Source organism: Mesorhizobium cantuariense (assembly GCF_042647205.1).
Classification (GTDB): Bacteria; Pseudomonadota; Alphaproteobacteria; order Rhizobiales; family Rhizobiaceae; genus Mesorhizobium; species Mesorhizobium cantuariense.
This window is the reverse complement of record NZ_JBHRVD010000001.1, coordinates 5,134,525-5,157,590: the sequence shown is the minus strand read 5'-3', so window position 1 is coordinate 5,157,590 and position 23,066 is coordinate 5,134,525. Positions and strand designations below refer to the sequence as shown.

General features: G+C 61.8%; 23 protein-coding genes and 3 pseudogenes. 11 read left to right on the top strand and 15 right to left on the bottom strand.

All coding sequences use genetic code 11. From position 1 onward, the window contains the following. Positions 1-180: 180 nt before the first annotated feature. On the bottom strand, positions 181-609 hold the full coding sequence (locus ACFOJ9_RS25275) for a MerR family transcriptional regulator (protein WP_378982384.1): 429 nt from the start codon (positions 607-609) through the stop codon (positions 181-183). An 86-nt stretch (positions 610-695) separates the two neighbouring features. On the opposite strand from ACFOJ9_RS25275, the gene ACFOJ9_RS25270 reads away from it, so the two are divergent. From ACFOJ9_RS25270 to merBA, 4 genes are read left to right on the top strand one after another with little or no spacing between them, the layout of a single operon-like run. Beyond that, positions 696-1,088, top strand: coding sequence for a mercuric transporter MerT family protein (locus ACFOJ9_RS25270; protein WP_378982382.1), 393 nt, complete (start codon positions 696-698; stop codon positions 1,086-1,088). Positions 1,089-1,108: 20 nt separating this feature from the next. Continuing rightward, positions 1,109-1,402 carry a cation transporter gene (locus tag ACFOJ9_RS25265; protein ID WP_378982380.1) on the top strand — a complete coding sequence of 98 codons (294 nt, stop codon included), beginning with the start codon at positions 1,109-1,111 and terminating at the stop codon, positions 1,400-1,402. A gap of 1 nt (position 1,403) precedes the next feature. Then, positions 1,404-1,586 carry a mercury transport protein gene (locus tag ACFOJ9_RS25260; RefSeq protein WP_378982378.1) on the top strand — a complete coding sequence of 61 codons (183 nt, stop codon included), beginning with the start codon at positions 1,404-1,406 and terminating at the stop codon, positions 1,584-1,586. Then, positions 1,583-3,886 (top strand): bifunctional organomercurial lyase/mercury(II) reductase MerBA, encoded by a 2,304-nt coding sequence (gene merBA / locus ACFOJ9_RS25255; RefSeq protein WP_378982376.1) that lies wholly within the window; start codon positions 1,583-1,585, stop codon positions 3,884-3,886. The genes ACFOJ9_RS25260 and merBA overlap by 4 nt, the downstream gene beginning before the upstream one ends. An 858-nt stretch (positions 3,887-4,744) precedes the next feature. On the opposite strand, the pseudogene ACFOJ9_RS25250 reads toward merBA, so the two are convergent. Further along, positions 4,745-6,749, bottom strand: a pseudogene (locus tag ACFOJ9_RS25250) (DUF4396 domain-containing protein). Positions 6,750-6,834: 85 nt separating this feature from the next. Beyond that, complete coding sequence (locus ACFOJ9_RS25245; protein ID WP_378982374.1) at positions 6,835-7,071, bottom strand: heavy-metal-associated domain-containing protein; 237 nt, start codon at positions 7,069-7,071, stop codon at positions 6,835-6,837. A gap of 268 nt (positions 7,072-7,339) precedes the next feature. On the opposite strand from ACFOJ9_RS25245, the gene ACFOJ9_RS25240 reads away from it, so the two are divergent. The 5 genes from ACFOJ9_RS25240 (at position 7,340) to ACFOJ9_RS25220 (ending at position 13,512) form a co-directional block, all read left to right on the top strand. Then, entirely contained in the window at positions 7,340-9,796 is a 2,457-nt protein-coding gene (locus tag ACFOJ9_RS25240) for a heavy metal translocating P-type ATPase (RefSeq protein WP_378988040.1), read from the top strand. Positions 9,797-9,873: 77 nt separating this feature from the next. Continuing rightward, positions 9,874-10,338, top strand: coding sequence for a Cu(I)-responsive transcriptional regulator (cueR, locus tag ACFOJ9_RS25235; protein WP_378982372.1), 465 nt, complete (start codon positions 9,874-9,876; stop codon positions 10,336-10,338). A gap of 124 nt (positions 10,339-10,462) precedes the next feature. Continuing rightward, a complete protein-coding gene (locus ACFOJ9_RS25230) occupies positions 10,463-11,542 on the top strand; it encodes an IS630 family transposase (protein ID WP_378977646.1) in 1,080 nt (359 codons plus the stop codon). A 10-nt stretch (positions 11,543-11,552) separates the two neighbouring features. Next, a complete protein-coding gene (locus ACFOJ9_RS25225) occupies positions 11,553-13,058 on the top strand; it encodes a multicopper oxidase family protein (RefSeq protein ID WP_378982370.1) in 1,506 nt (501 codons plus the stop codon). Positions 13,059-13,071: 13 nt separating this feature from the next. Next, positions 13,072-13,512 (top strand): YqaA family protein, encoded by a 441-nt coding sequence (locus ACFOJ9_RS25220; protein WP_378982368.1) that lies wholly within the window; start codon positions 13,072-13,074, stop codon positions 13,510-13,512. Here the strand turns inward: ACFOJ9_RS25220 and ACFOJ9_RS25215 are convergent. Beyond that, positions 13,495-14,109 (bottom strand): cytochrome b, encoded by a 615-nt coding sequence (locus ACFOJ9_RS25215; RefSeq protein ID WP_378982366.1) that lies wholly within the window; start codon positions 14,107-14,109, stop codon positions 13,495-13,497. The two genes, ACFOJ9_RS25220 and ACFOJ9_RS25215, sit on opposite strands and share 18 nt — an antisense overlap. Before the next feature lie 42 nt (positions 14,110-14,151). On the opposite strand from ACFOJ9_RS25215, the gene ACFOJ9_RS25210 reads away from it, so the two are divergent. Beyond that, complete coding sequence (locus ACFOJ9_RS25210; RefSeq protein ID WP_378982364.1) at positions 14,152-14,949, top strand: YdcF family protein; 798 nt, start codon at positions 14,152-14,154, stop codon at positions 14,947-14,949. Positions 14,950-15,026: 77 nt separating this feature from the next. Here ACFOJ9_RS25210 and ACFOJ9_RS25205 read toward each other — a convergent pair whose 3' ends face one another. Next, positions 15,027-15,593, bottom strand: coding sequence for a Crp/Fnr family transcriptional regulator (locus tag ACFOJ9_RS25205; protein ID WP_378982362.1), 567 nt, complete (start codon positions 15,591-15,593; stop codon positions 15,027-15,029). On the opposite strand from ACFOJ9_RS25205, the gene ACFOJ9_RS25200 reads away from it, so the two are divergent. Beyond that, positions 15,580-16,242 carry a Spy/CpxP family protein refolding chaperone gene (locus tag ACFOJ9_RS25200; protein ID WP_378982360.1) on the top strand — a complete coding sequence of 221 codons (663 nt, stop codon included), beginning with the start codon at positions 15,580-15,582 and terminating at the stop codon, positions 16,240-16,242. The genes ACFOJ9_RS25205 and ACFOJ9_RS25200 overlap by 14 nt on opposite strands. 189 nt (positions 16,243-16,431) lie before the next feature. Here the strand turns inward: ACFOJ9_RS25200 and ACFOJ9_RS25195 are convergent. The 10 genes and pseudogenes from ACFOJ9_RS25195 to ACFOJ9_RS25150 form a co-directional block, all read right to left on the bottom strand. After that, positions 16,432-17,125 (bottom strand): annotated as a pseudogene (locus ACFOJ9_RS25195) (DUF1007 family protein). Between the two features lie 67 nt (positions 17,126-17,192). After that, a pseudogene (locus tag ACFOJ9_RS25190) lies at positions 17,193-17,381 on the bottom strand (hypothetical protein); the annotation flags it as partial. Further along, positions 17,378-18,340 (bottom strand): L,D-transpeptidase family protein, encoded by a 963-nt coding sequence (locus ACFOJ9_RS25185; RefSeq protein ID WP_378988036.1) that lies wholly within the window; start codon positions 18,338-18,340, stop codon positions 17,378-17,380. The gene ACFOJ9_RS25185 and the pseudogene ACFOJ9_RS25190, both read right to left, overlap by 4 nt. 274 nt (positions 18,341-18,614) lie before the next feature. Further along, on the bottom strand, positions 18,615-19,151 hold the full coding sequence (locus ACFOJ9_RS25180; RefSeq protein WP_378982358.1) for a hypothetical protein: 537 nt from the start codon (positions 19,149-19,151) through the stop codon (positions 18,615-18,617). A 51-nt stretch (positions 19,152-19,202) separates the two neighbouring features. Next, positions 19,203-19,943 carry a cytochrome c biogenesis CcdA family protein gene (locus ACFOJ9_RS25175; protein ID WP_378982356.1) on the bottom strand — a complete coding sequence of 247 codons (741 nt, stop codon included), beginning with the start codon at positions 19,941-19,943 and terminating at the stop codon, positions 19,203-19,205. Positions 19,944-19,975: 32 nt separating this feature from the next. Further along, on the bottom strand, positions 19,976-20,767 hold the full coding sequence (locus ACFOJ9_RS25170) for a DsbA family protein (protein WP_378982354.1): 792 nt from the start codon (positions 20,765-20,767) through the stop codon (positions 19,976-19,978). Positions 20,768-20,806: 39 nt separating this feature from the next. Continuing rightward, complete coding sequence (locus ACFOJ9_RS25165; RefSeq protein WP_378982352.1) at positions 20,807-21,496, bottom strand: SCO family protein; 690 nt, start codon at positions 21,494-21,496, stop codon at positions 20,807-20,809. 50 nt (positions 21,497-21,546) lie between these two features. After that, complete coding sequence (locus ACFOJ9_RS25160; protein WP_378982350.1) at positions 21,547-21,882, bottom strand: hypothetical protein; 336 nt, start codon at positions 21,880-21,882, stop codon at positions 21,547-21,549. A 14-nt stretch (positions 21,883-21,896) separates the two neighbouring features. After that, positions 21,897-22,424 carry a TlpA family protein disulfide reductase gene (locus tag ACFOJ9_RS25155; protein ID WP_378982348.1) on the bottom strand — a complete coding sequence of 176 codons (528 nt, stop codon included), beginning with the start codon at positions 22,422-22,424 and terminating at the stop codon, positions 21,897-21,899. Continuing rightward, the gene (locus ACFOJ9_RS25150) at positions 22,421-23,026 is read right to left on the bottom strand and encodes a DsbE family thiol:disulfide interchange protein (RefSeq protein ID WP_378982346.1); all 606 of its coding nucleotides are present in this window, start codon (positions 23,024-23,026) and stop codon (positions 22,421-22,423) included. The genes ACFOJ9_RS25155 and ACFOJ9_RS25150 overlap by 4 nt, the downstream gene beginning before the upstream one ends. Positions 23,027-23,066: the final 40 nt, after the last annotated feature.

Below are 23,066 nucleotides of genomic sequence, written 5' to 3'. Positions count from 1 at the left end.
CATGACATCCGGTGCGCGCAAAATTTACGCTATCCCCTGCATGTTGCTCCGCCTACAAGCGTGGGGCGGGACCAATATTGGAGGTGGCAAACAGCCTGGCGGGTAATGCTTAATCGCGAGGAGATCATATCCACTCTTCGTTCTTGCCAAGTGCGTGATTTCGAGTAGTCCTTGGTGCAATCAGTTGACCGGACCCTCCCGGAACAGAGTCTCGATCAGCGGGCATTCTGGCAGCGTGCCGTCGGCGCATTGCGCGACCACGTCCTTCAACACCCGCTCCATGCGTTTCAAATCGGCGATTTTCGCCCGCACGTCGTCAAGGTGAGTGGCGGCGACCGTGCGAGCCTCGGAGCACGGCTGGTCGCGCTCGTCGGCGAGACGCAAAAGCTCACGGATTTCATCCAGGGAGAAGCCGAGTTCGCGCGCCCGCAGCACAAAGCGCAGGCGCCGCTCGTGCGCGGTGTCGTAGCTGCGATAGCCACTCGTCGTGCGCGGCGGTTCCGGCAGAAGGCCGACCTTTTCGTAATAGCGCACCGTCTCCAGATTGCAGCCCGTCCGCCGGGCCAACTCGGCCCGCTGCAGGCCCTTCACCACGGCGTGATCGCCCATCGCGAAATTACCTCTTGACCCTGTAGTTGCTACAGACCCTATGTTACGGCCTGCATAGGATTTCGGCAAGGAAAGCGAGGCCGGACATGGATATTTCGCGACCCGTACTCGCGTCGGAGCAAGGCGAGGTCGGACGGCAGCGCCTGGTCGCCGTCGGCGGCATTCTCGGCGCGCTTGCCGCCTCCTCCTGCTGCATCATCCCATTCGTCCTGTTCAGCCTCGGCATCGGCGGCGCCTGGATCGGCAATCTGACGGCGCTCGCGCCCTACAAGCCGCTCTTCGTCGCCGGGACGACGGGCGTTCTCGGCTATGGCTTCTATCTCGTCTACTGGAAGCCACGGCGGGGCTGCGCCGACGACGCTGCCTGTGCACGCCCGGTCCCCAGCCGCCTCGTGCAGACCGCGCTCTGGATCGCAACGGTCCTCGTCGCGGCTGCCTTCGCCTTCGACTATATCGCGCCGCTGTTGCTCCGCGCCTGAGCAAAGAGGAGATTCATTCCATGAGCACGTATTTGAGCGCTCTCGCTTTGATTACCTCGGTGATGACGTCGCCGGCCGCCTTTGCCGCCGAGCGCACCGTCATCTTTGCCGTCGACAACATGACCTGCGCCTCCTGCCCCTACATCGTGAAGACCTCGATGGCGGCGGTGCCGGGCGTCACCGACGTAGCCGTCTCATTCGAGGCGAAGACCGCGACCGTGACCTTCGACGACGCGAAGACGAACCCCGGCGCCATCGCGGCGGCGAGCATGAATGCCGGCTATCCGGCCCACCCGAGGCAGCAGGGCAGCTGATATGAATGACAGCAGCCTGGTCCCCGGCGACACGGTGGGCGTCATCCTCGCTCCGATCTGCTGCGCGGCGCCACTCCTTGCCGCGACCCTGCCGTGGGCCGGCCTCGGTGTTGTCCTCCATCATCGCCGTGCAAAGGTGACCTGTTCCAACACGAAGATTCTGAATGAAGGCATGAAGCCATGAACGACTGCTGCGCATCCTCCTCGTCTCGCGATAAGGTGACGGCCGCCTCCGCCGAGACACAGCCGAGCTTTGCCGTGCGGTCGAGCGTGACGTTTCCGGACTGGTCGGTGGTTTCGTCGCCCGCGGTCAAAGACGCCCTGCTGGCCATGGTCGGGTCCAACCATGTGCTCAACCGCTGGAGCGGCTACGACCCCGCGACGGACCGCGTTCGCGTTGCGTTGCTCCGGCTCTACGCCGAACACGGACGAGCCCCGACCCACGGTGCGCTTGCGGAGCGCACGGCGACGAGCGAGACAGCCATCCAGCCGCTCCTCCAAGAACTCCGCCGGCGTGACCTCGTCGTGCTCGACGGCGACAGGATCGTCGGCGCCTATCCCTTCACCGACCGCGACACGGGTCACCGGGTCACACTGGACGGACGTTCACTCAATGCCATGTGCGCGGTCGACGCGCTCGGCATCGGCGCCATGAGCGGCCACGACGTCGCGATCGCATCGCACTGCCGCCACTGTGGCGCGCCGATACGGATCACCACCCGAGATCGAGGCCGGGCTCTGGCCGACGTTGCGCCGGTGACGGCCGTCGTATGGCTCAGCGTCCGTTACGAAGGCGCGTGCGCCGCGAACTCGCTATGCGCGGCAACGTCATTCTTCTGTTCGGACGATCACCTCGCCGCCTGGCGTCGGGAGCATCAATCCCACGAACCGGGATTCCGGCTGTCGATCGAGGAGGCTCTGGAGGCAGGTCGGGCGATCTTCGGGCCAAGCCTCGCCGGCATCGACGCAATCGCAGGCCAAGGCGACAACGCGGCCGAGACACGAGGCGAGCGCCAATCCTCAGGCGATACGGCATCGCCGGACAGGCCCGTGACACACCGGCGCCTTGGCGCGAATGGCCGCAACAATGGTTCCTACGACCTTGCCGTGATCGGCGCCGGCTCGGCCGGCTTCTCGGCCGCGATCACGGCCGCCGGTCAAGGCGCGCAGGTGGCCCTCATCGGCAGCGGCACCATCGGCGGCACCTGCGTCAATATCGGCTGCGTGCCGTCGAAGACCTTGATCCGCGCCGCCGAGACGCTCCACAATGCCCGCGTGGCAGCCCGTTTCGCCGGCATCTCGGCCGAGGCCGAACTGACCGACTGGCGGGGGACCGTTCGTCAGAAGGACGCGCTCGTTTCCGAACTGCGCAAGGCCAAGTACATTGACCTGCTCCCCGCCTACAACGGCATCGCCTATGGCGAAGGGCCGGCGCGCCTGGTAGAGGGTGGCGTCGAGGTGGGCGGCACGCGCATTCCCGCCGGCAGGGTCATCATCGCGACCGGGGCGCGGCCGGCGGTCCCCGCCATCCCGGGCATCGAGGCCGTGCCGTACCTGACGAGCACGACGGCGCTTGATCTTGAGAAGCTGCCACGCTCGCTGCTCGTGCTCGGCGGCGGTTATATAGGGGCGGAGCTTGCTCAGATGTTCGCCCGCGCCGGCGTCAAGGTGACGCTCGTCTGTCGGTCCCGCCTGCTCCCGGAGGCCGAGCCCGAGATCGGCGCGGCACTCACGGGCTATTTCGAGGACGAAGGCATCACCGTGGTATCCGGCATCGCCTACCGTGCGATCCGCAAGACCGAGAACGGTGTTTCACTGATCGTTGCGTACGGCGGCCAGGAGACGACGATTGGCGCCAATCAGGTGCTGATCACCACAGGGCGCACGCCCAACATCGAAGGCCTTGGGCTCACAGAGCGCGGCATCGCCGTCTCGCCGAAGGGCGGCATCGTCGTCGACGACCGCATGCGTACGACGGAAGCCGGCATCTATGCCGCCGGCGACGTCACGGGCCGCGACCAGTTCGTCTATATGGCCGCCTACGGCGCCAAGCTCGCCGCCAGGAACGCCCTCAACGGCGACAGCCTGCGCTACGACAACAGCGCCATGCCGGCCATCGTGTTCACCGATCCGCAGGTGGCGAGCGTCGGGTTGACCGAGGCAGCGGCGCGCGCGGCCGGACATGCCGTGCGCGTCTCGACGATCGGTCTTAACCAGGTGCCGCGCGCGCGCGCCGCTCGCGACACCCGCGGGCTCATCAAGCTCATCGCCGATGCAGGCAGCGGCCGCTTGCTCGGCGCACATGTCCTCGCGCCCGAAGGCGCCGACAGCATCCAGACCGCGACGCTCGCGATAAAGCAGGGACTCACCGTCGACGACCTCGCCGATACGATCTTTCCGTATCTCACCACTGTCGAAGGCCTGAAGCTCGCGGCGCTGTCGTTCGACAAGGACGTGGCCAAGCTGTCGTGCTGCGCGGGGTGAACGCGCAGGGCCTAAGGCTCGCTTGGTCGCAGACGCTTCTGGTGAGGCCGCCCAACCTTGGTAGGCGACATGTATATCGACGCGGATGACCCAAACGCTGGACTTGTACGGCGAACAAGAGGGTGGCAATGCGCGCCTGCTTCATTGTCCCCCTCGATTCTGGCTTGGCAGGAGCGTTTGTGATCCGCGCCGGCCGTGCGCGATATGCTCAGGCAGCCAATTTTTCGTTGTCGTAACCGGCTGACCTGATGACATCGCAGATTGCGGTTTCGTCCGCCTTGGTCTCCGCCGTGACCGTCACTGATCCGAGGTCGATTACCCCTTGAGCTGTCGGATCCGTGTTCGCCGGTTCCTATCACCGCGACGGCGCTATCGGTCACCTCATAGCCATCGCAAATTGGACAATAACGCAACAGTCCGCGCGACAGAGCCTCATCGTGGATATTGGCAGGCATGCTCGGTCTCCGGTTGAAGACGCCCGTTGCCATCAGCACGGTGCGTGCTTGAAACATCCCTTCCATTGCATGGGCTACAAATATGCCAAGCCCTCCCATCAATGAAACGACCTTTCCAGCCCATTGGCGTACACCGTAGAGCCTTCCTTGTTCCCGCACGCGCGCGCCAAGCTCGGACCCCGCGATTCCATCGGGAAAACCTGCAAGGTTATGGGTGAGCGGAATCAGGTCAGCCCGGCTCTCACCACTATCGGCGACCAGGACCGAGAGATGGAATCAAGCAAGGTATATGGCCGCCGTCAAACCGGCCGGTCCTCCTCCACCAATCAGACAATCGAGCAGTTGGGCTGCGTCGGAAGAAACACCAGAGATTGGGGGCATCGATCAAAAACCTCGGCCGCCGCTAGTTAACATCGATGATCATCGTCAGCCCGCCGCCGCCCTTCTCCTCAACATTGTTGTTCGTCGTGTGATGCGGGATGTGGCAATGCAGCAGCCACTTGCCAGGCCGAAGCGCTCGCCACAGGACGTCGAACCTCTGCCCAGGCCCGACATTGACGGTGTCGGCCGTATACCGAGCGTTTTGGGGCAGCGCCGCGCCGTCGATGGCGGCCACCTCGAACGGCCCGCCGTGAATATGCATCGGATGGATGGCGGTGGTGTTGGACCCCACGAAACGGATCTTGAGCAACTGACCCACCTTCATGTTGATCGTCTCCGTCGCCGGATAAGACTTGCCGTTGATGGTGAAGAAATTGGGGAAGCCGCCGTCCATCGGCATGGACGGAAAGGTCAGCCCTTCCCGTTTCAGCCATTCCTGGAGCTGAACGGTATATTCCAGGTCGGCGGTGATTGCGTCGGCCGGATTCTTCGGGCCGATGATCAGCGCGCCATAGAGGCCGAGCGCCTGCTGACGGTCGGCATGATCGTGGGTGTGATAGAAATATGTGCCGGACTGTTCAACGGTGTATTCGTAGGAAAAAGTTTCGCCGGGCTCGATAGGCTTCTGTGACGTGGGCCGGGCCATCCATCGCATTGGGCACATCGAGGCCATGCCAGTGCACGGTCGAGCTTTCGGGCAGCCGGTTGGTGACGTTGATGCGAACGCGATCGCCCTGGGTAACGCGCAGCGTCGGACCGGGAACCTGCTTGTTGTAGGCAAAGGCCTCGACCGTCACTCCAGGCAGAATCGACCAGCGGATAACCGAAGCCTCGAGATCGAATACCTTCACGCCATTCTCGATTCGCGGTTCGAGGACCGCGCCTCCCTGTGCCGCGGGATCAGCCTTGAAACTCATCAACCTCGGATCGACCGCCGCCATATCGCGCATGGCAGCGCCCGGCGTGTCGCGATCCATGATCATGCCGGGCGGCATAATGGCTCCGCCGACATCGCGGGCCGACAGCGTCAGGTTCAGCCAGTTCGCCGGCGCCATCATGCCGATCGCCAGCGCAATCAGGGAAACCACACTGAGCGCAGCAATCTGAGGCGTCGTGGCGTCCGTCTCCATTCGGTGGCCGCCGCTCCCTTGGCTCGCGTGAGATGAATGGCCTCCTTGTTGCGCGGGGTGGGCGGGCATCGCCTGCGCGGCATGAGAAGTCTTCGCCTGTGCCGGTGCCTTCGCTCTCGCCGGAGCTTTCGCAGGCGCGGTCTTCCCGGTATCTCCGGCATGGCCTTCTTTCGCCATGTCGGATGCCCCGCCATGCGCGTGCTTTGTCTCCTGATCGGGTTCAACGGCCTGCGGGCGTTGCGTCATCAGCCCATGCTTCAGCTTGCGGGCCACCAGCCAGACATTGGCAGGGTAGGCGAGCGTAAAGCCGGCAATGACGCCGATCGACATCACGCCCCAGAACAAAAGCTCCGTCGGCTCCATCGCGCGCATGTCGCGGCCCATCATCAGAAAGCTCATGACCGGGGCCATGCCGGCCATCATGAAATTCATGGAGATGAACTCTGGCAGGAAGCTTTTGCGGACGTTTTCCCAATAGGTGCCGCCCATCATCGATTTCATGAACAGCGACTGGAATATGAACAGTCCGAAGGCGAAGCCGGCGACATAGTCGACGATGAGATCGAGCCACATCGGCAGGCCTAGCGTCGCCGTAATGACGGCGGCGAGAATGATGCCTGTCGCATCCCCGGCAACGCAGTGGATCGTTGAGCCGACGCCCTGCTTCCACAGCGGTCTGGTGAAGTCCTCGTGCTCGCCCGGGCGGGGTTCCTTGTCGGCAAGCACATAGAGCAGCAATCCAAGCGGACCCATGTAGAGGGTCACCAGGATAAAACCCCATTTCATCACCACCGGTTCGGGGTTGTTGCGGTACTGATCGAAGCCTACGTACAGCGTCGAGGCGGCCGCAATCGCGAACCAGGCAACGAGAAAGTAATCGATTGGTTGGATGAGCATGAGGGTCTGCCCTTGGTTTCTCGCCGCATTCTATCAGACGGCCCAGCGTACCAAGCCTCAATGCAAATGAACGCGGCCTGCGCGTTTATGATCCGCGCCGACCGCGCATGATATCCTTCAGGCCGCCAATTTCTCGTTGTCGGTAGCCGGCAGACTTGATGACGTCGCGGATAGTGGCGTCGTTCGCCTTGGTTTCCACGGCGACCGTCGATGCGCCTAGGTCGACTATCACCCTTGCTGCAGGATCAACACTTTTTACGGCTTTTTCGATCGTGCTGGCACAATGGCCGCAGCTCATATCCGGAACTTTCAATTTCAACATGGCAGCTCTCCTTTTTTCGCTGATAGATACGTTATGGGGCTTCCCATCGTTGGAAGGTCAAGGGTCTATTTTTTCGTCGATGTAATCGTCGCGGTTGCGTTGGAGTGCTGATTGAAATTTGCCCCTTGACCTTCCTATCATGGGAACCTTTATATGATGTGGCAACCACTCAGAATGGAGTTGCAATCCCATGAACGCCGTTACCCCGCACACGCCAAACGGACCCGTTTCGGTTCCTGGTTCCACAATTCAGATTGGCATCGAGGGCATGACGTGTGCCTCGTGCGTGCGACGCGTCGAAAAGGCAATCGCCTCCGCGCCAGGTGTCGTTGGGACATCGGTCAATCTGGCGACCGAACGTGCCGAGGTGATCTTTGCCGGCAAGCCGGACATTGCTCCCGTTATCGCGGCAGTGTCGGCCGTTGGCTACGAGACACGCGCGGATACGATTGAGCTTGCGCTCGCAGGGATGACCTGCGCCTCCTGCGTCGCACGCATCGAAAAGGCTCTGAAAGCCGTACCGGGTGTGACCGATGCCAGCGTCAATCTGGCAACCGAGCGCGCCACCATCCGCATCGTCGCGGGCACTGTCGAGGCCGCCACGCTTGAGGGAGCGGTGGCGGCAGCCGGCTACGAAGCGCGCCAGATCCTGCCGGATGCCGGCGGAGACCGCGAGCGCGATGCCCGCGAGGTCGAGATCCGCTCGCTCGGCCGTTTGCTTGTGCTCGCGGCGCTTCTGACGCTGCCGGTCTTTACGCTCGAAATGGGCTCCCATCTCGTGCCTGCGTTCCATCATTGGGTGATGATGACGCTCGGTGAGTGGAACTGGCGCCTGCAATTCGTGCTCACAACGATAGTTCTCTTCGGACCCGGCCTTCGCTTCTTCCGGAAGGGATTGCCGGCATTGCTCAAGGGCGCACCAGACATGAACGCGCTGGTCGCGCTTGGCTCGGGTGCCGCCTGGGCCTATTCGCTTGTCGCGACCTTTATTCCCGATGTCCTGCCGGCAGGCACTGGCAACGTCTATTACGAAGCCGCGGCCGTGATCGTGACGCTGATCCTGCTCGGTCGCTATCTCGAAGCACGGGCCAAGGGCCGGACCAGCGAGGCGATCAAGAAACTCGTCGGATTGCAGCCCAAGACGGCGCGCCTCGTCAGGAACGGCGTTACGGTCGAGGTGCAGCTGGCTGAGGTGCGGGTCGGTGACGTGGTGGTGGTCCGCCCGGGCGAAAAGATGGCGGTAGACGGCGAGATCGTCGAGGGCTCGTCCTTCGTCGATGAATCCATGATGACCGGCGAACCGCTCCCTGTCGCCAAGGGTGTTGGCGCGGAAGTGGTCGGCGGCACGATCAACAAGACCGGCAGTTTTTCCTTTCGTGCTACCAAGGTCGGTTCGGCAACGCTGCTCGCCCAGATCATCCGCATGGTTGAATCGGCTCAAGGCTCGAAGCTGCCGATCCAGGCGCTCGTCGATAAGGTGACTGCGTGGTTCGTGCCGGCTGTTATCGCGGCCGCCTTGCTCACCTTCGGGGCCTGGCTTGTGATGGGACCGGAGCCTGCGTTGTCCTTCGCGCTGGTCAACGCCGTTGCCGTGCTGATCATCGCCTGCCCGTGCGCCATGGGCCTCGCCACGCCAACCTCGATCATGGTCGGTACGGGGCGGGCGGCCGAACTGGGCGTGCTTTTCCGCAAGGGCGAGGCTCTGCAGACACTGCGGGATGCTACGGTCATTGCTCTCGACAAGACCGGAACGCTCACCGAGGGTCGGCCCGAATTGACCGATTTCATCGTGACAGACGGATTTGTCGAAGCCGACGTACTCTGGCTCGTCTGCTCGGTGGAGGTTCGCTCCGAGCATCCCGTCGCCGAGGCGATTGTGCGGGCGGCCGAACGGCGCGGCCTCGTGCCAACCGATATCGAGAACTTCGAGGCCATTCCCGGCTTTGGGGTGAGTGCTGTCGTCGAAGGACGCAAGATCGAGATCGGCGCCGATCGCTTGATGATTCAGCTTGGCCTGGACATTTCAACCTTTGCTTTGGCGTCAGCGCGCCTCGCCGACGAGGGCAAGACCCCGCTTTATGCGGCCATCGATGGCAGGCTTGCTGCAATCGTCGCGGTCGCCGATCCGATCAAGGCATCGACGCCGGCGGCCATCGCAGCCCTGCATGCGCTCGGTCTCAAAGTGGCTATGGTGACCGGCGACAACCGGCGCACGGCTGAGGCGATCGGGCGGCGGATCGGCATCGACGAAATCGTCGCCGAGGTGCTGCCCGACGGCAAGGTCGAGGCCGTGAGGCGGCTTGCCGCACATGGGGCTCGTGTTGCCTTTGTCGGCGACGGCATCAACGATGCGCCGGCGCTGGCAGCGGCGGATGTCGGCATAGCGATCGGCACCGGCACGGATATCGCCATCGAGAGCGCCGACGTCGTCCTGATGTCGGGCGATCTGCGCGGCGTGGCAAACGCGATCGCCCTCTCCAAGGCGACAATCCGCAACATCGGCCAGAACCTGTTCTGGGCCTTCGCCTACAACATCGCGCTCATCCCCGTGGCCGCTGGCGTGCTCTATCCGCTGAGCGGCACGCTTCTGTCGCCGATGCTGGCGGCTGGTGCCATGGCGCTGTCCAGCGTCTTCGTTCTGACCAATGCCTTGCGCCTCAGGCGCTTCCGGGCACCGATCGACGACGGGACGCAGGCCGATCAATTCTCCGTTCAAGTCGTATGACAGATTTGATGCCGATACCTTTTGCCCTAAGTTCCGGATGTGATTTCGCCGGGACTGCCAACCTGCAGGATGCGATCATGAACATAGGTGAAGCTGCCGCGGAATCAGGCGTCTCGGCCAAGATGATCCGCTACTATGAGTCGATCGGACTCATCTCGAACGTTGCCCGAACCGACGCAGGCTACCGGGTCTATTCTGGCGATGACGTTCATACGCTCCGCTTCATCCGCCGTGCGCGTGATCTTGGCTTTTCGGTCGACCAGATGACCGATCTGCTGGCTCTATGGAGCGATCGCTCGCGGGCGAGCGCCGATGTCAAGCGGATTGCGATGGAACATGTCGCAGAACTCGAGCGGAAAATGCGCGAACTCCGCGATATGTCAAAAACGCTGCGACATCTGGCGGAGCACTGCCAGGGGGATGGTCGGCCGCACTGCCCGATCATCGAGAACCTTTCCAGCGGTCAAGAGGCCGGACCAGCCAAGTCGTCCAAGCGCCCGAAGCTAGGCGGCGAGATCGCCAGGCAACGGCAGGCTTTCTGAATCATACCGCGCGCTGAATCATATCGCGCGCCGACGCGCGCCAGTCTTTGACCTAGTGGATTGATCGGGACAGAAGAGTCCTTTTTGGGATTCCCCGGATCGCTTCGGCATGCGACATTGCGGGATGCGCACTGGTATCAGCATCGACATCACGGCTTCGGACAGAATTCGGCTTGAAGGGATCGTCGCAGCACGGAGTTCGCCTCAGAAGCATGTCTGGCGAGCGCGGATCATTCTGTTGAGCGGTGATGGCCTGGGGACCGCCGCGATCATGACGATGACAGCCAAGTCGAAGACCTGCGTGTGGCGCTGGCAGGAGCGCTTCATGAACGAAGGCGTCGACGGCCTGCTGCGCGACAAGACGCGGCCACCGGGCATTGCACCGCTTCAGTCTGTGCTGGTCGACAGGGTCGTGGCGCTGACACTCGATCCGCCAGACCACGAGGCGACGCACTGGACGGTCCGCGCGATGGCGAAGGCGGTCGGCATCGCGGCGTCTTCGGTGGTGAAGATCTGGCACGACCATGGCCTTGCGCCTCACCGCTGGCGCAGCTTCAAGCTGTCCAACGACAAGGCGTTTGCCGAGAAGCTTCACGATGTGGTCGGGCTCTACGTCTCGCCCCCCGCTCATGCCATCGTGCTGTCGGTCGACGAAAAGAGCCAAATCCAGGCGCTCGACCGCACTCAGCCGGGGTTGCCGCTGAAGCGCGGTCGCGGGGCGACAATGACGCACGACTACAAGCGCAACGGCACGACGACCCTGTTCGCCGCGCTCAACGTCCTCGATGGCTCGGTGATCGGCCGTAATATGCAGCGCCATCGCCATCAGGAGTTCATCCGCTTCCTCAACGCCGTCGAGGCTGAACTTCCGCCCGACAAGGCCGTCCATGTGATCCTCGACAACTATGCCACTCACAAGCAGCCCAAAGTACGCGCTTGGCTGGCCAGGCATTCGCGCTGGACCTTCCATTTTGTGCCGACATCCTGCTCATGGCTCAATGCTGTCGAGGGCTTCTTCGCCAAGCTCACACGCCGCCGGCTGAAGCACGGTGTCTTCTACTCCGTCGTCGATCTCCAGGCCGCCATCAATCGCTTCATCACCGAGCACAATCAGCAATCCCGACCGTTCGTCTGGAGAGCCGACCCACACAAAATCATCGCCGCCGTCAGGCGCGGGCACCAAACGTTGGAATCAATCCACTAGGAGATAGCAGATGCATCGACGCGCTTTTCTGGCGGCAGGTCTTGTGACGGTTTTTGCGAGCCCGCGCGCCATCGCTCAAATGAAGATGGATGACATGCCCGGCATGGATATGGGCGGTCACGCTGGTCACGATATGTCCGCAGGGCCGCAAGGCGCGGCCGTGCTGCCTGAAGGAGAAGCACTTCGCGACTTGCCCCGCCTCGCCAACGAAGCCGGCACCCCCGGCCTGTTCAAGGCGAAGCTGACGGCCGAGTCCGCCACGGTGCGTTTTGCGGAAGGACTGGATACGCCGATCCTCGGCTATAACGGCACCAGCCCCGGGCCATTGATCGAAGCGACCGAGGGCGACCGCGTCGAGATCACATTCGCCAACCGAATTCCTGAAGAGACGAGCACCATCCATTGGCATGGCATGCCCGTTCCGGCTGACCAGGACGGCAATCCGATGGACCCCGTCGCAACGGGCACTGAGCGCACCTATAGCTTCGAACTGCCAGAAGGCAGCGCGGGTTCATATTGGTATCATCCGCATCCGCACGGCAAGACGGCCGAGCAGGTCTATCGCGGCCTTGCCGGGGCGTTCGTGGTCAAGCCGAAGGCCGATCCGATCCCGGCCGCCTATGGCGACACCGTGCTGGTGTTCACTGACCTACGCCTTGCTGCCGATGGCACCATGCCGGACAATACTATGGTCGACCTGATGAATGGGCGCGTCGGCGATCATGTGCTCGTCAACGGACAGAAGAATCCTCGGCTAGCGGCTCCCTTTGGCACGAAGCGGCGCTTCCGGCTCTATAACGCGACAAACGCACGTTTCCTTCGACTGTCATTTGAAGCGCCAATGACAGTTATCGGAACGGACGGCGGCCTGTTGGAAGCACCGATCGCAGCCGACGAGATCCTTCTCAGTCCCGCGGAACGCCTTGAACTGATTGTGTCTTTTGACAAGCCCGGCCCAGCTACGCTGTACACGCTCGATTACGATCGCGGCTGGATGGGCGCGGGCCGGCCTCCCGATGCAGGCCTGACACTGCTGACAGTCAATGTTTCCGAGACGCCGGCGGAGTCGGTTCCGCCGCTACCGGACAAGCTTCGGCCGATAGCGCAACTCAGCGCCCCCGCCGTCAGCCGGCGCTTCGTCTTCACCGAGACCATGGCCATGAACGCCAACGGCATGGAGATGGGGTTCCTGATCAACGGCGCCGCCTTCGATATGAACCGCGTCGATATCGTCGCCAAGGCAGGCGAGGTCGAGCTTTGGGAGGTCATCAACAAGGCCGACATGGATCATCCATTCCATGTGCATGGGACGCAGTTTCAGGTGGTCGAGAACGAACGCGACGGCCAGGTCTCGAAACCGGCCTACTTGGCCTGGAAGGACACCGTCAACGTCGCGCGCGGCGAGACAGTGCGGCTCCTGCTGCGTCAGGACCGTCCGGGGCCACGGATGTACCACTGCCACATCCTCGAGCACGAGCAGCTTGGCATGATGGGCATTGTCGACGTGCAGGCATAGGCCGGCGTTCGACGTGGCAGCACTGGCAATCTATGGCGGTCTGTTCATCAGCGCGTTCCTAGCCGCAACGGTTCTGCCGGTGTCATCGGAGGTGGTGCTCGCGGGCTTGATCGCCACGGGCCGTGGCGAGCCGGCGCTACTCTTCACGGTTGCCACGATCGGCAACACGCTCGGCTCGGTGGTGAACTGGATTCTGGGGCGAGGCATCGACTCGCTCCGGACCAGGCGCTGGTTCCCCGTAACGCCTGAGCACTATGAGCAGGCAAGCCGGACGTTTCGACGCTTTGGCGAATGGACACTGCTGTTCGCCTGGCTGCCGGTTGTCGGAGACGCCTTCACCATTGCGGCAGGCGCGGCCCGCGTGAACCTCGGCGTGTTCGTTGCTCTCGTCGCATTGGGCAAAGCGGCCCGGTACGCGGTGATCATTGCGGGAGGATTATGGGCGATCGCGTGAGCAGCCGGCTTCATCGCCGACCGCAAGCTGCGCTTGCTCTTCGCGCGAAGCGATGTCCGGCCGCCCAAAGAACATGGTGCGCATGACACCATCGCGAAGCACCAGGAAATGCACAAGCGCAGCCAATACGTGAACGCCGACAAATCCAAGCAATATCCAGACCAGCTTTTCATGGACGAACGCGAAAGCTCTTGCCGACAGCGCGCCGACAGATGGTGCCAACGGCACGGGCAAGTTTCCGAAAAGCCGTGCGGCAGGCATGAAAGGCTTTGGCCGATAGCCCAGCCATCCCGTTATCAGGACGGCAAGGATCATGACGTAGAGAGACACGTGGAAGAAGGCAGTCGCAAACCGCACGGACCGTGTGGTGGGCCTGACAGGGGGCTGGGTGAAGATGCGCCAGCAAAGCCTGAGGACAATGATGGCAAGGATCGTCACGCCGATCGACATGTGGAGCGGAAGCCAGTTCATCGTCGCCATCCCCGGCCCGTTCATCGGTCCGAAGGCAATGGCGATTTGCGCCGCGAGCGCGATCACGGTCAGCCAATGCAGCAGACGAATGCCGAAATGCCAGCGCAGGCGAGGATTCTCTCTCACCTCTGAGGCCCGCCGGTTGTCAAATGCGCGCGCGAGGGCGTGATGTTTTTCGTCATCTCCAAGCTCATCGAGTTTTTCCTGCTCCCTTCCAATCTTGTCGCGCTCCTCGGTCTGATCGGCATTCTTGCCATGCTCGTTGGCAGGTCCCGCCTGGGGCGAGTATGCATCATAATGTCGGTTCTATTGCTGGCCATCTGCGGTTGGAGCCCTCTGGGACCGGCTGCGTTGATAGTGCTTGAGAACCGCTTCCCCCAACCGGTCATCGACGGGCCGGTCACCGGCATCGTACTGCTTGGCGGAGCCGTCGATACCCATATCAGCGGCGACCGCGGCACCTTAGCGATGAATGAGGCGGGAGAACGGCTGACCGCGACCGTCGATCTCAGCAGGCGCTATCCCGATGCAAGGATTTTTCTGTCCGGGGGATTAGGCCACATCGACGGCGCCGGCAACCTGACCGAATCCCAGGTTGCTCGTGACATTCTCGTGTCGTTGGGAGTTGTGCCGCAGCGGATCGACATGGAAGAACGATCGCGAAATACCTGCGAGAACGGCACCGAAAGCGCCGCCTCGGTCCAACCGAAGCCAGGCGAGCGCTGGCTTCTGGTCACGTCAGCCAGTCACATGCCCAGGGCGGTAGGATGTTTTCGCGCCGCGGGATTTAATGTTACCCCCTATCCAGTCGATTATCGAACGCGTGGCCCAGCGGATCTCAAGCACCCGACCGGTTCGATCGCCGTCGGCTTGGCTGCGACCGATCTCGCTGCGCATGAATGGTTCGGATTGCTGACCTACAGGACTGCCGGCCTGACGGCTGAGCGGTTTCCTTCGTTGCATTAGGCATAGTGCGCCGGGCGAAGGTATACTTTTTCATGCCATCGAATAGCCTGCCAATCGCTGCCATGCCGGCTCGACGACTAATCCGAGCCGGCGAGGGGAGATGATCTCCGCTTGGCGAGTTCGCGGTAGAGCGCCTCTGGGGTGATCCCGATTTCCGAAGCCAACCCGCGCCAGTGACCCTTGGGCGGTAAGATCCCGTCATTGAGGACAATCCAGGCTTCGATCCGTTGCGCCACAGTTTTCAACGACAATATCTCGGCGACTGTCCGCGTCCGCTGCACTTCCTGCGCCAAATGGCGTATCAAAGCTCTCGCCAGGTCGGAGTCGGACGTCAGAGCCGCCTGCAACTGCCGGCGCGGCACGACCCGCAGCACGGAAGCTTCCGTGGCGACGGCCTCGCAGTGATAATTTTCGGCGAACAGTGACGCCTCGGCGAGGACGGCACCTGCGCCGGCACGCTGCAACGTGAGTTCGAACCCGTGCGGCAGCGAACGGGTGAGCCGAAGTTCTCCCGAGGCGACCAAAAACAGCGAAAGGATGGGGTCGCCAACGCGAAACAGCACGTCGTCCGCAACGAGTTTTTGCTCGCGCTCAGCCAGTTTCGACAATTCGGCAGTCAGGGAGTTCGACATGATCGCGATCATGTTCGGATCAGACCATCGCTGGCAAGAGTGGCGGATCAACAAGAACGAGGGAGTGACGAGGATGTTTCAGGTTACGCTGTGGCTTGCTCTGGTGTTTACCGCTGGCGGAGCTGTGGCAGCACAACAGCAGGGTAGCGTGGCAATGCCCGGCCATTCTGCGGGATCCTCGACGACAAACGCCTCGCCCTATGCAGGAATGGATCGGCGCGTGGTGAAGGCGCTGTCGGATCAGGATATCGCCGATCTCAAGGCTGTCCGCGGCATGGGCCTCGCGCGTGCGGCCGAACTCAATGGCTATCCAGGCCCTTCGCACGTGCTCGAACTCGCTGACGCGCTTCATCTGAGCAACGACCAGAGCACGAGGACGAAGGCCCTGCTCGACGCCATGAAAACAGAGACCATACCGCTCGGCGAACGACTTCTCGGCGAAGAGATCGCGTTGGACCGGCTGTTCGCTGACAGGACAGTGACCCCGGCATCGCTGGGTGCGGCGGCCACGCGGATTGGTGCTGCGCAAGGCGTGCTGCGGGCAGCACATCTACGCTACCATCTGGCAATGATCGAGGTTCTTAACCCCGACCAGATCGCCCGCTATAATCAGTTGCGAGGCTATGCGAAAGGCATGACCCACCAAGGTCACTCTGACTGAAGCGATGATCTCACGCCTTCCGACCGTGATGCAGAGGCGACCCGCGGCCATCGCCAAGTTTCGCTTCGACTGCCATCACGCATGCGACTGACGAGGCGGACAGCGTTCGGCTCGATTAAAACCGCTTTGCGCTCGGCCCTGTCGCGCGCTGCACCCACCACAACTGCAATCGTGAGCCTAACGTAGCCTCTAACCCTTGGCGCCACAGGATAGTTCGAGTTTCGTCGCAAATATCTTGCTCATATCGGTGCCAGCTGGATCGTTGAAAAACGCATCTGTAAGGGTCTTCTGGTTCTGCGATATGGCTTCGTCGGCGTTAGGTCGGATGACGGCGCGAGTGCATGCCGCAGGCAATTGATCGACTATTAGGTTGTCATCAGTCAGAAAATCGATGGCAGTATAGAAGCTCGGATCGTAGACCCCAAAATCGATTCTTCCAACGAGCATCAGGGGGCCTTTGGGCTTCGATTCGAACGAGATGATCAACTGGTCATTCTCGAACATTGTCGTGAGTGAAGGTGGGGAATCCATCACAATGTCTTTGCCATCAACAGTCACGATGTCTTTGCCATCAACAGTCACGATCTGAAAATAGTTATAATCCGCGAGCGATGCATAGACTGTTTCGGATACGAGTTTCATCTCCGATTGATCGAGCAGGAGGTCCAGATTCTTGTCGAACTCCATCATTACTGTGCTGGAAAATATCTCGTCGAAACGCCATAAATGCTGCAGTGAGCGGACAGACGATTGATCGTCAGACAGTGTGATACGGAGGCGGGCTTCGGCAAAAAACATGTGGATGCGCGTTTGCTTGGCTCGCCATCGAGACGGCGACGAGCTGCGCCGCTGATGCGACTGCAAATATTGATTTGCCGTTCATTTGGCATTCCTCTACACGGCAAGAAACTTAGCATCCCTGAGGCGACGTTTCATCACTTGGGAACAGTTTAGCAAATTGTTCCGCGGTCTTCGCCCTTGGCGCTCGCGACCTTCAGCGAATCATTGTCTTCCTGCTTGAGCAGGTCGTCGATGCGCTCACGTTCGCGGTGGAAGGCGACTAGGTCATCGCCCTTCAGCACCTTGCCAACCGGTAGGCGGACACGCATCGGGTCGACTTTGGTGCCGTTGACGATCATTCGCTCGGACTATGCGGGTCCGCCAAGGCGGCCTCCGGCCGGCTAATCGGCACTTCGTCCAACGACGTTTTCTTGGCAAGGGCCGCTGCGCCGCGGCTTTGTAGAAGTTTCCGGAAGCTTGGGTGCATGCCTCCATCTGAATAGGCATGAGCTTCGATAGTTGCGCCGGAGGCGACAAGCGCTTCCGTCTTGCGTGCATCGGCATCGTCTCGAGCGGCCACAGCACCATTTTCCGAATTCAGCACCGGGGGACATGAAGCGAGCGGATCGCGTGGATCGCCACCTTCAAACTCGGCGTCAAAAACATAGCGTCCTCCGCAGTAGGAGATCTTCGGCGGACGGCCTGTGACTTCAAAATTGTCATAACCCTGCTTGAGATTTTTCCAGAAATCAAAATTGGGACTATTTCGGTTCTTCGCCATATTTTCCGGGGTCATTCGGAACGGAAAAGCCTGTACCTGAAACGACGATTGGCCGCCTCTTATGGCTTCCCGGACGACCGAATAGATTTCCGCAACGCCGGCATCCGTGAGCGCGAAGCAACCCGATGATGAGCAAGCGCCATGGACCATCAACGCTTCGCCGCTGTAGCCAAAGGCACTTTCCAGCTTGTTCGGGTAACCGAGATTGAAGGAGAGATAATATTGCGAATTCGGATTCATCATGCCCGCGGACACCTGATAAAATCCCTCTGGCGCCTGCCGGTCGCCATTCCTGGTTTTGGGTCCGAGTTTGCCGGACCAGCGGCACATGGGAAACGTCTTCAAGAGCGCATACCGCCCCGAGCGATTGCGTTTCCAGATCTCCAGCTCACTCTCATCCTTGAAGATCCGGATCAGAATCGGATCGGCCGGTGTCATTTTCCGCCTGCCCATATCGCTGACGAGGCTTGCATTGATTGGCTGGTTTGCCTTGTCCGCGACGTCAAGAGCAGTCGAAACGCATCCTGACATGAACATGGCAAGCGTGGACAAGGTCAAGAATCTGAACAGTTTCTGCAGCACCGTAATATCGTCCCTAGGATCCAGTTCCGGTCCGGCCGCGTTATGTCGCGAGTTGCTGATAGCAGTAGCAGCATTGTCCGTCAGCAGGGTTAACGAAATTTGCGGCTTCTTCGGCTCTGGTCAAAAGAGAAAGGAACTGCGTGTTCATCAACCGATGACGCCGCATCCGAGTATCTCACTTGGTACATCACAGGATTCGGGTTGTACCCACGCTTCGTAGTAATCAGGCTCACCCTCCGCTCCCGCAGCCATCCGACAGGTCCCAGACCTCTACGATCTGCTTGCCGGTGAAACCGTGCTCGTGAACCAGGAACTTCGCCAGTCCGCCATACACTTTCCAACGCCAGCATTGGCAGCAGCATGGTCCCTTCTCCTCGGAATTTGCCATGGCATAGTCGTAGGCCTGCTGTTCGGCGCTGGTGAGTTTCACATCGTAGTAAAGCATCGTCTTCTGCGCGGTCGCCGCCGGGATGTCGTAGGGGTCCTGTGGAATCATCGCGATGTCGAGGTATTTGGTCAGGCCGTTCACCTGCTCGACATAGCGCTTCAGTTCCATCGGGCTGCAACACGAGCCCTTGATCCGCGAGATGCTCGGCATGGTCGCGATCGACTCCGTGAACTTGGCCGAGCAGGTGCTGTTGCCATTTTGGCTGAGATCCTGGAAACGGCTCGCCAGGCCGGGGTCCTCCGCGGCGAATGCCGAATTCGAACCTTTGAGGAAGCCGACAACCGTAGCGGCGCCAAGAACGCCGCCTACAACAACCATTCGTCTGTTTGGGCACATTGTCCGTATCATGGCGAATTCCTTTCCCGGCCTTCAGCCGATGCGCGTGAAAATGGGAAACTGCTCGAGCAGCCAAAACGAGAATGTCGACATCTGTCCCGTGATCATGGCGAGCCCCATGATCACCATGATTGCGCCGGCCGCCGGTTGCAGCAGCCGGCCCGCCTGGCGCATCGCCTTCAGCCGCTGCGTCAGACTGTCGGTGAACAGCGCGGCAAGCAGGAAGGGAAGGCCGAGGCCGAGCGAATAGATGGCGAGCAGCGCCACGCCTTCGGCAACGGTCGCCGACGCGGCGCCGACGGTCAGGATGGCGCCGAGGATCGGGCCTATGCACGGTGTCCAGCCGAAGGCGAAGGCAAGACCGAGAACATAAGCCGACGCCGCCTTGCCGCCGGGGATGTCGGCATGAAACCTCGCTTCGCGCATCATCCAGGACGGCCGAACGAGACCGGTCAGGAACAGTCCGAACAGGATGACGATCGCGCCGCCGACGAGATTGAGTTCATAGCGATAGCCGATCAGCATTCGGCCAAGCGCCGAGGCACTGGCGCCCAGCACGATGAACACGGTCGAGAAGCCGAGCACGAAACAAAGGCTGAGGCCGATCGCCGGCAGCCGGAGCGTGGTCCTGCCATCGACCGGCGCCGCCATCGGCGTCCGGCCGGCGATATAGGAGACATAGCCGGGCACCAGCGGCAGCACGCAAGGCGACAGGAAGGAGAGGACGCCCGCCGTGAAGGCGCTCAGCACGCCGATGTTGGAGATTTCGGGCATCGATCAGCTTTTCCAGGTTTCGGATAGAGACCTCATTTCTGAAGAGCTCGCGCCTGCTCGATCAGTTTCTTTATCGTCGCAAGGTCGGTGGCGCCGGGGAAAATCTGCTCGCCAACGACGAAGCCCGGCGTTCCGGTGATTCCCAGCGCCTGAGCCAATTGTGCATTCTTGTCTATGGCCGCCTGGATATCCGGAAGCTGCATGTCGGCCTTCAGGCGGGGTATGTCGAGGCCGACCTCGGCAGCAATCCTAAGCACGATCGTCTCGGTCACCCGGCTCTTAGCGTCGTACAAGGCCTTGTGGAACTCCGCGTATTTGCCCTGCATCTGAGCGGCGAGCGCCGCTTTGGCCGCGAACATGGAATCCGGGCCGAGGATGGGGAATTCCTTGTAGACGATCCTGAGTTGCGGGTCGTCGGCTACGGCTTGCGCCATGATCGGCGCCACCTGGCGGCAATAGGGGCAGTTGTAGTCGAAGAATTCGGCCATGGTGACATCTCCGCTGGCGTTGCCGCCGACCGGGCTGGCCGGGTCCCGGAAAATCTCGTCGGCCTTGGCCGCCAGCGCGGCTTTCGCATCTTTTGCAGCGGCCTCGCGCTGGCGGGCATCCAGGCTCTGCAGCGCCTCCATGATCACTTCGGGATGCGCGAGGATATAGTCGTGGATGCGCTGGTCGAACTGGTCCTGAGACGTTTCGCCGGCCGCGATCGCTGATCGCTGATCGCCCTGGAAGCCGAGCAGGAACCATCCTGTCACGCCGGCAAGCAGAATGGCGCGGACAAACCAGCCATTGTGTCGATTTGCCTGTTTCGTCTTGCTGATCATGTGCATCTCTCCTTGTGGTGTCGGCATGCCGCCGGTGCGTCAAAAGAGGTTTTTCAGTTTTGCCAGCCAGCCTTCTTCCGGTTCATCGTGCGGACGCTCGACATTGTTGGTGAGCGCATTGACCAAGGTGACGAGACTGACCGGCGCGAAATTCAGGCCGTGGAAATTCGCCCGCCAGCGGCCCTCCTTGTCGATCACATGGGTCACGGTGCCGTGCATCTGATAACCGTCATCCGTCAGGGTAAACTTGTGACCGAAGGCTTCGGCCAGCTTGCGGGTCGTGTCCTCCGGTTGACCTTGGGTGGTGGTCAGGGACAGCCAGTTCACGGGATCGAGCCCGTGCGCTGGTCCGTAGTCGCGCATGACGTCCGGTGTGTCCCGCGTCGGGTCGGTGGTGATGGTCACAAAGGTGACCTGGTCCTTCATCGGCGTGGCGTTCACCATCGCCTGGACCTCGGCGATCTTCTCGGCATGTAGAGGGCACACATCCGGGCACGACGTGTAGATGAAGTGCAAGACGACGACCTTGCCGCGCAGTTCGGCCATTCGCATGACGCGTCCGTCGGCGGTGTGCAGGTTGAAATCGGGCGCCGGCTTGTCGATCGGCTGGAAATACTTCTCGTCGCCCTGAAGCATGGCGTCGACTTCATCCAGCGAGTGCGCTTGCGCGCCGTGGATAAAGCCGGAGATCAGCGCCGTCAGAGCGACCAGGCCGCGCAGCAAGCGCATCCCCAAAGCCGGCGAGAGAGCCCGCGGCTCGCCTTGGAACCGGACAAGCATCAACCATTGCCTTTCAGATTGATGGGCACTGCCTTGGCGCCATCGGTGTCCCCGTCGGCTTTTGGGGCGACATTTTCGGTCGAGCAGGCGCGGCCGGTCATCCGGCTCATGCACAGGCCAAGCGCGCACATGGCGACGCAGGGCAAGACGCCGAGAAGCAGAGGCGCAATCCCCGCGGCGACCAGCCAGGTCCAGTTGAAGGCGAGGCCGGCGACGGCAATGGCCGCGCCGGCGGCGATCGGGCCGCGTCGACCCGCCAGATAATTGCGGACGGTGGAGCGGGCATTGCGACCGGGCGAGGCCGGCTTGGTTTGGGTGAGTTCTGTCGCGCTCATTTATCTGTTCCTTCTCAGTTGGCGGCAAAATGGCTGCGAATGAACGCGACCATTTCGGGTGAATCCCATTCGGCCGGGCCGATCAGCCGGCCGATTTCCTTGCCGTCGCGGTCGATCAGCAATGTCATGGGAAGGCCGAGGGCGCCGAGCGTGAACATCGTCTTGCCCGATGTGTCGATGTTGAGCGCGAGATGCTCGACGCCGATCTCGGTGAAGAACTGTTTCACCTTGTCCGGACCAGCGCGATCCATCGACAGCGCGACGACTTCGAAATCCGGCCCGCCGAGTTTGGCCTGCAGCCGGTCGAGCGTCGGCATTTCCTTGCGGCAGGGCGCGCACCACGTCGCCCAGATGTTGAGCAGCACGACCTTGCCGCGGAAATCCGCGAGCGTTTTGGTCTGCCCGTCCGCGTCCTGGAATTGGATTTCCGGCACCGGCACGGGAGCCTCATGAACGGCAAAGTTCTGCGGCTGTTCGACGGCGGCTGCGGGCTGCGCCACCGCGAGCAAGGCGCCGAGGAGGGCGAGAGCGAGCATCTTCATGGTTGCCGCTCCTCGGCCTCGGCCCTCAGGCGCTCGACCAGGGGCAGGATCGTCTTGTCGAGCGCATCTTGCGTCACGGCGCCGATGTGCTTGTAGGCAATGCGGCCGTCGGCGCTCACCACGAAGGTTTCCGGTATGCCGTAGACACCCCAGTCGATGGCAACATGGCCGTTCAGGTTCGCGCCAGTACGCGTGTAGGGATCGCCCATCGTGTCGAGCCATCTCGCGGCGTCATCGGGCCTGTCCTTGTAGTTGAGCCCATGCAGCGGCACCTTGCTGTCTGCCGCCAGCTGCAGGAACACGGGATGCTCCTCGCGGCAGGCCAGGCACCATGACGCAAAGACGTTGACCAGCGAAACCTCGCCTCGGAGGTCACCGCTCGACAAGCCAAGCGTGCGGCCCTGGACCGGCGGCAGGCTGAACTCGGGCACCGGCCTGCCGATCAGTGCCGAGGGAATGTCTGACGCATTGCGGGTGAGTCCCCAGGCAAGCACGATGGTGAGCCCCGCGAAAATCATCACGGGCAGGACGACCATCAGCCGTCGCCACCTGGCGCGCCGGACGGCGGCCACATCGGATTGAACGACGTTACCGCTGGTCATCATGCATCCCGCCGATTGCGGTTCGACGACCCGATGGCAA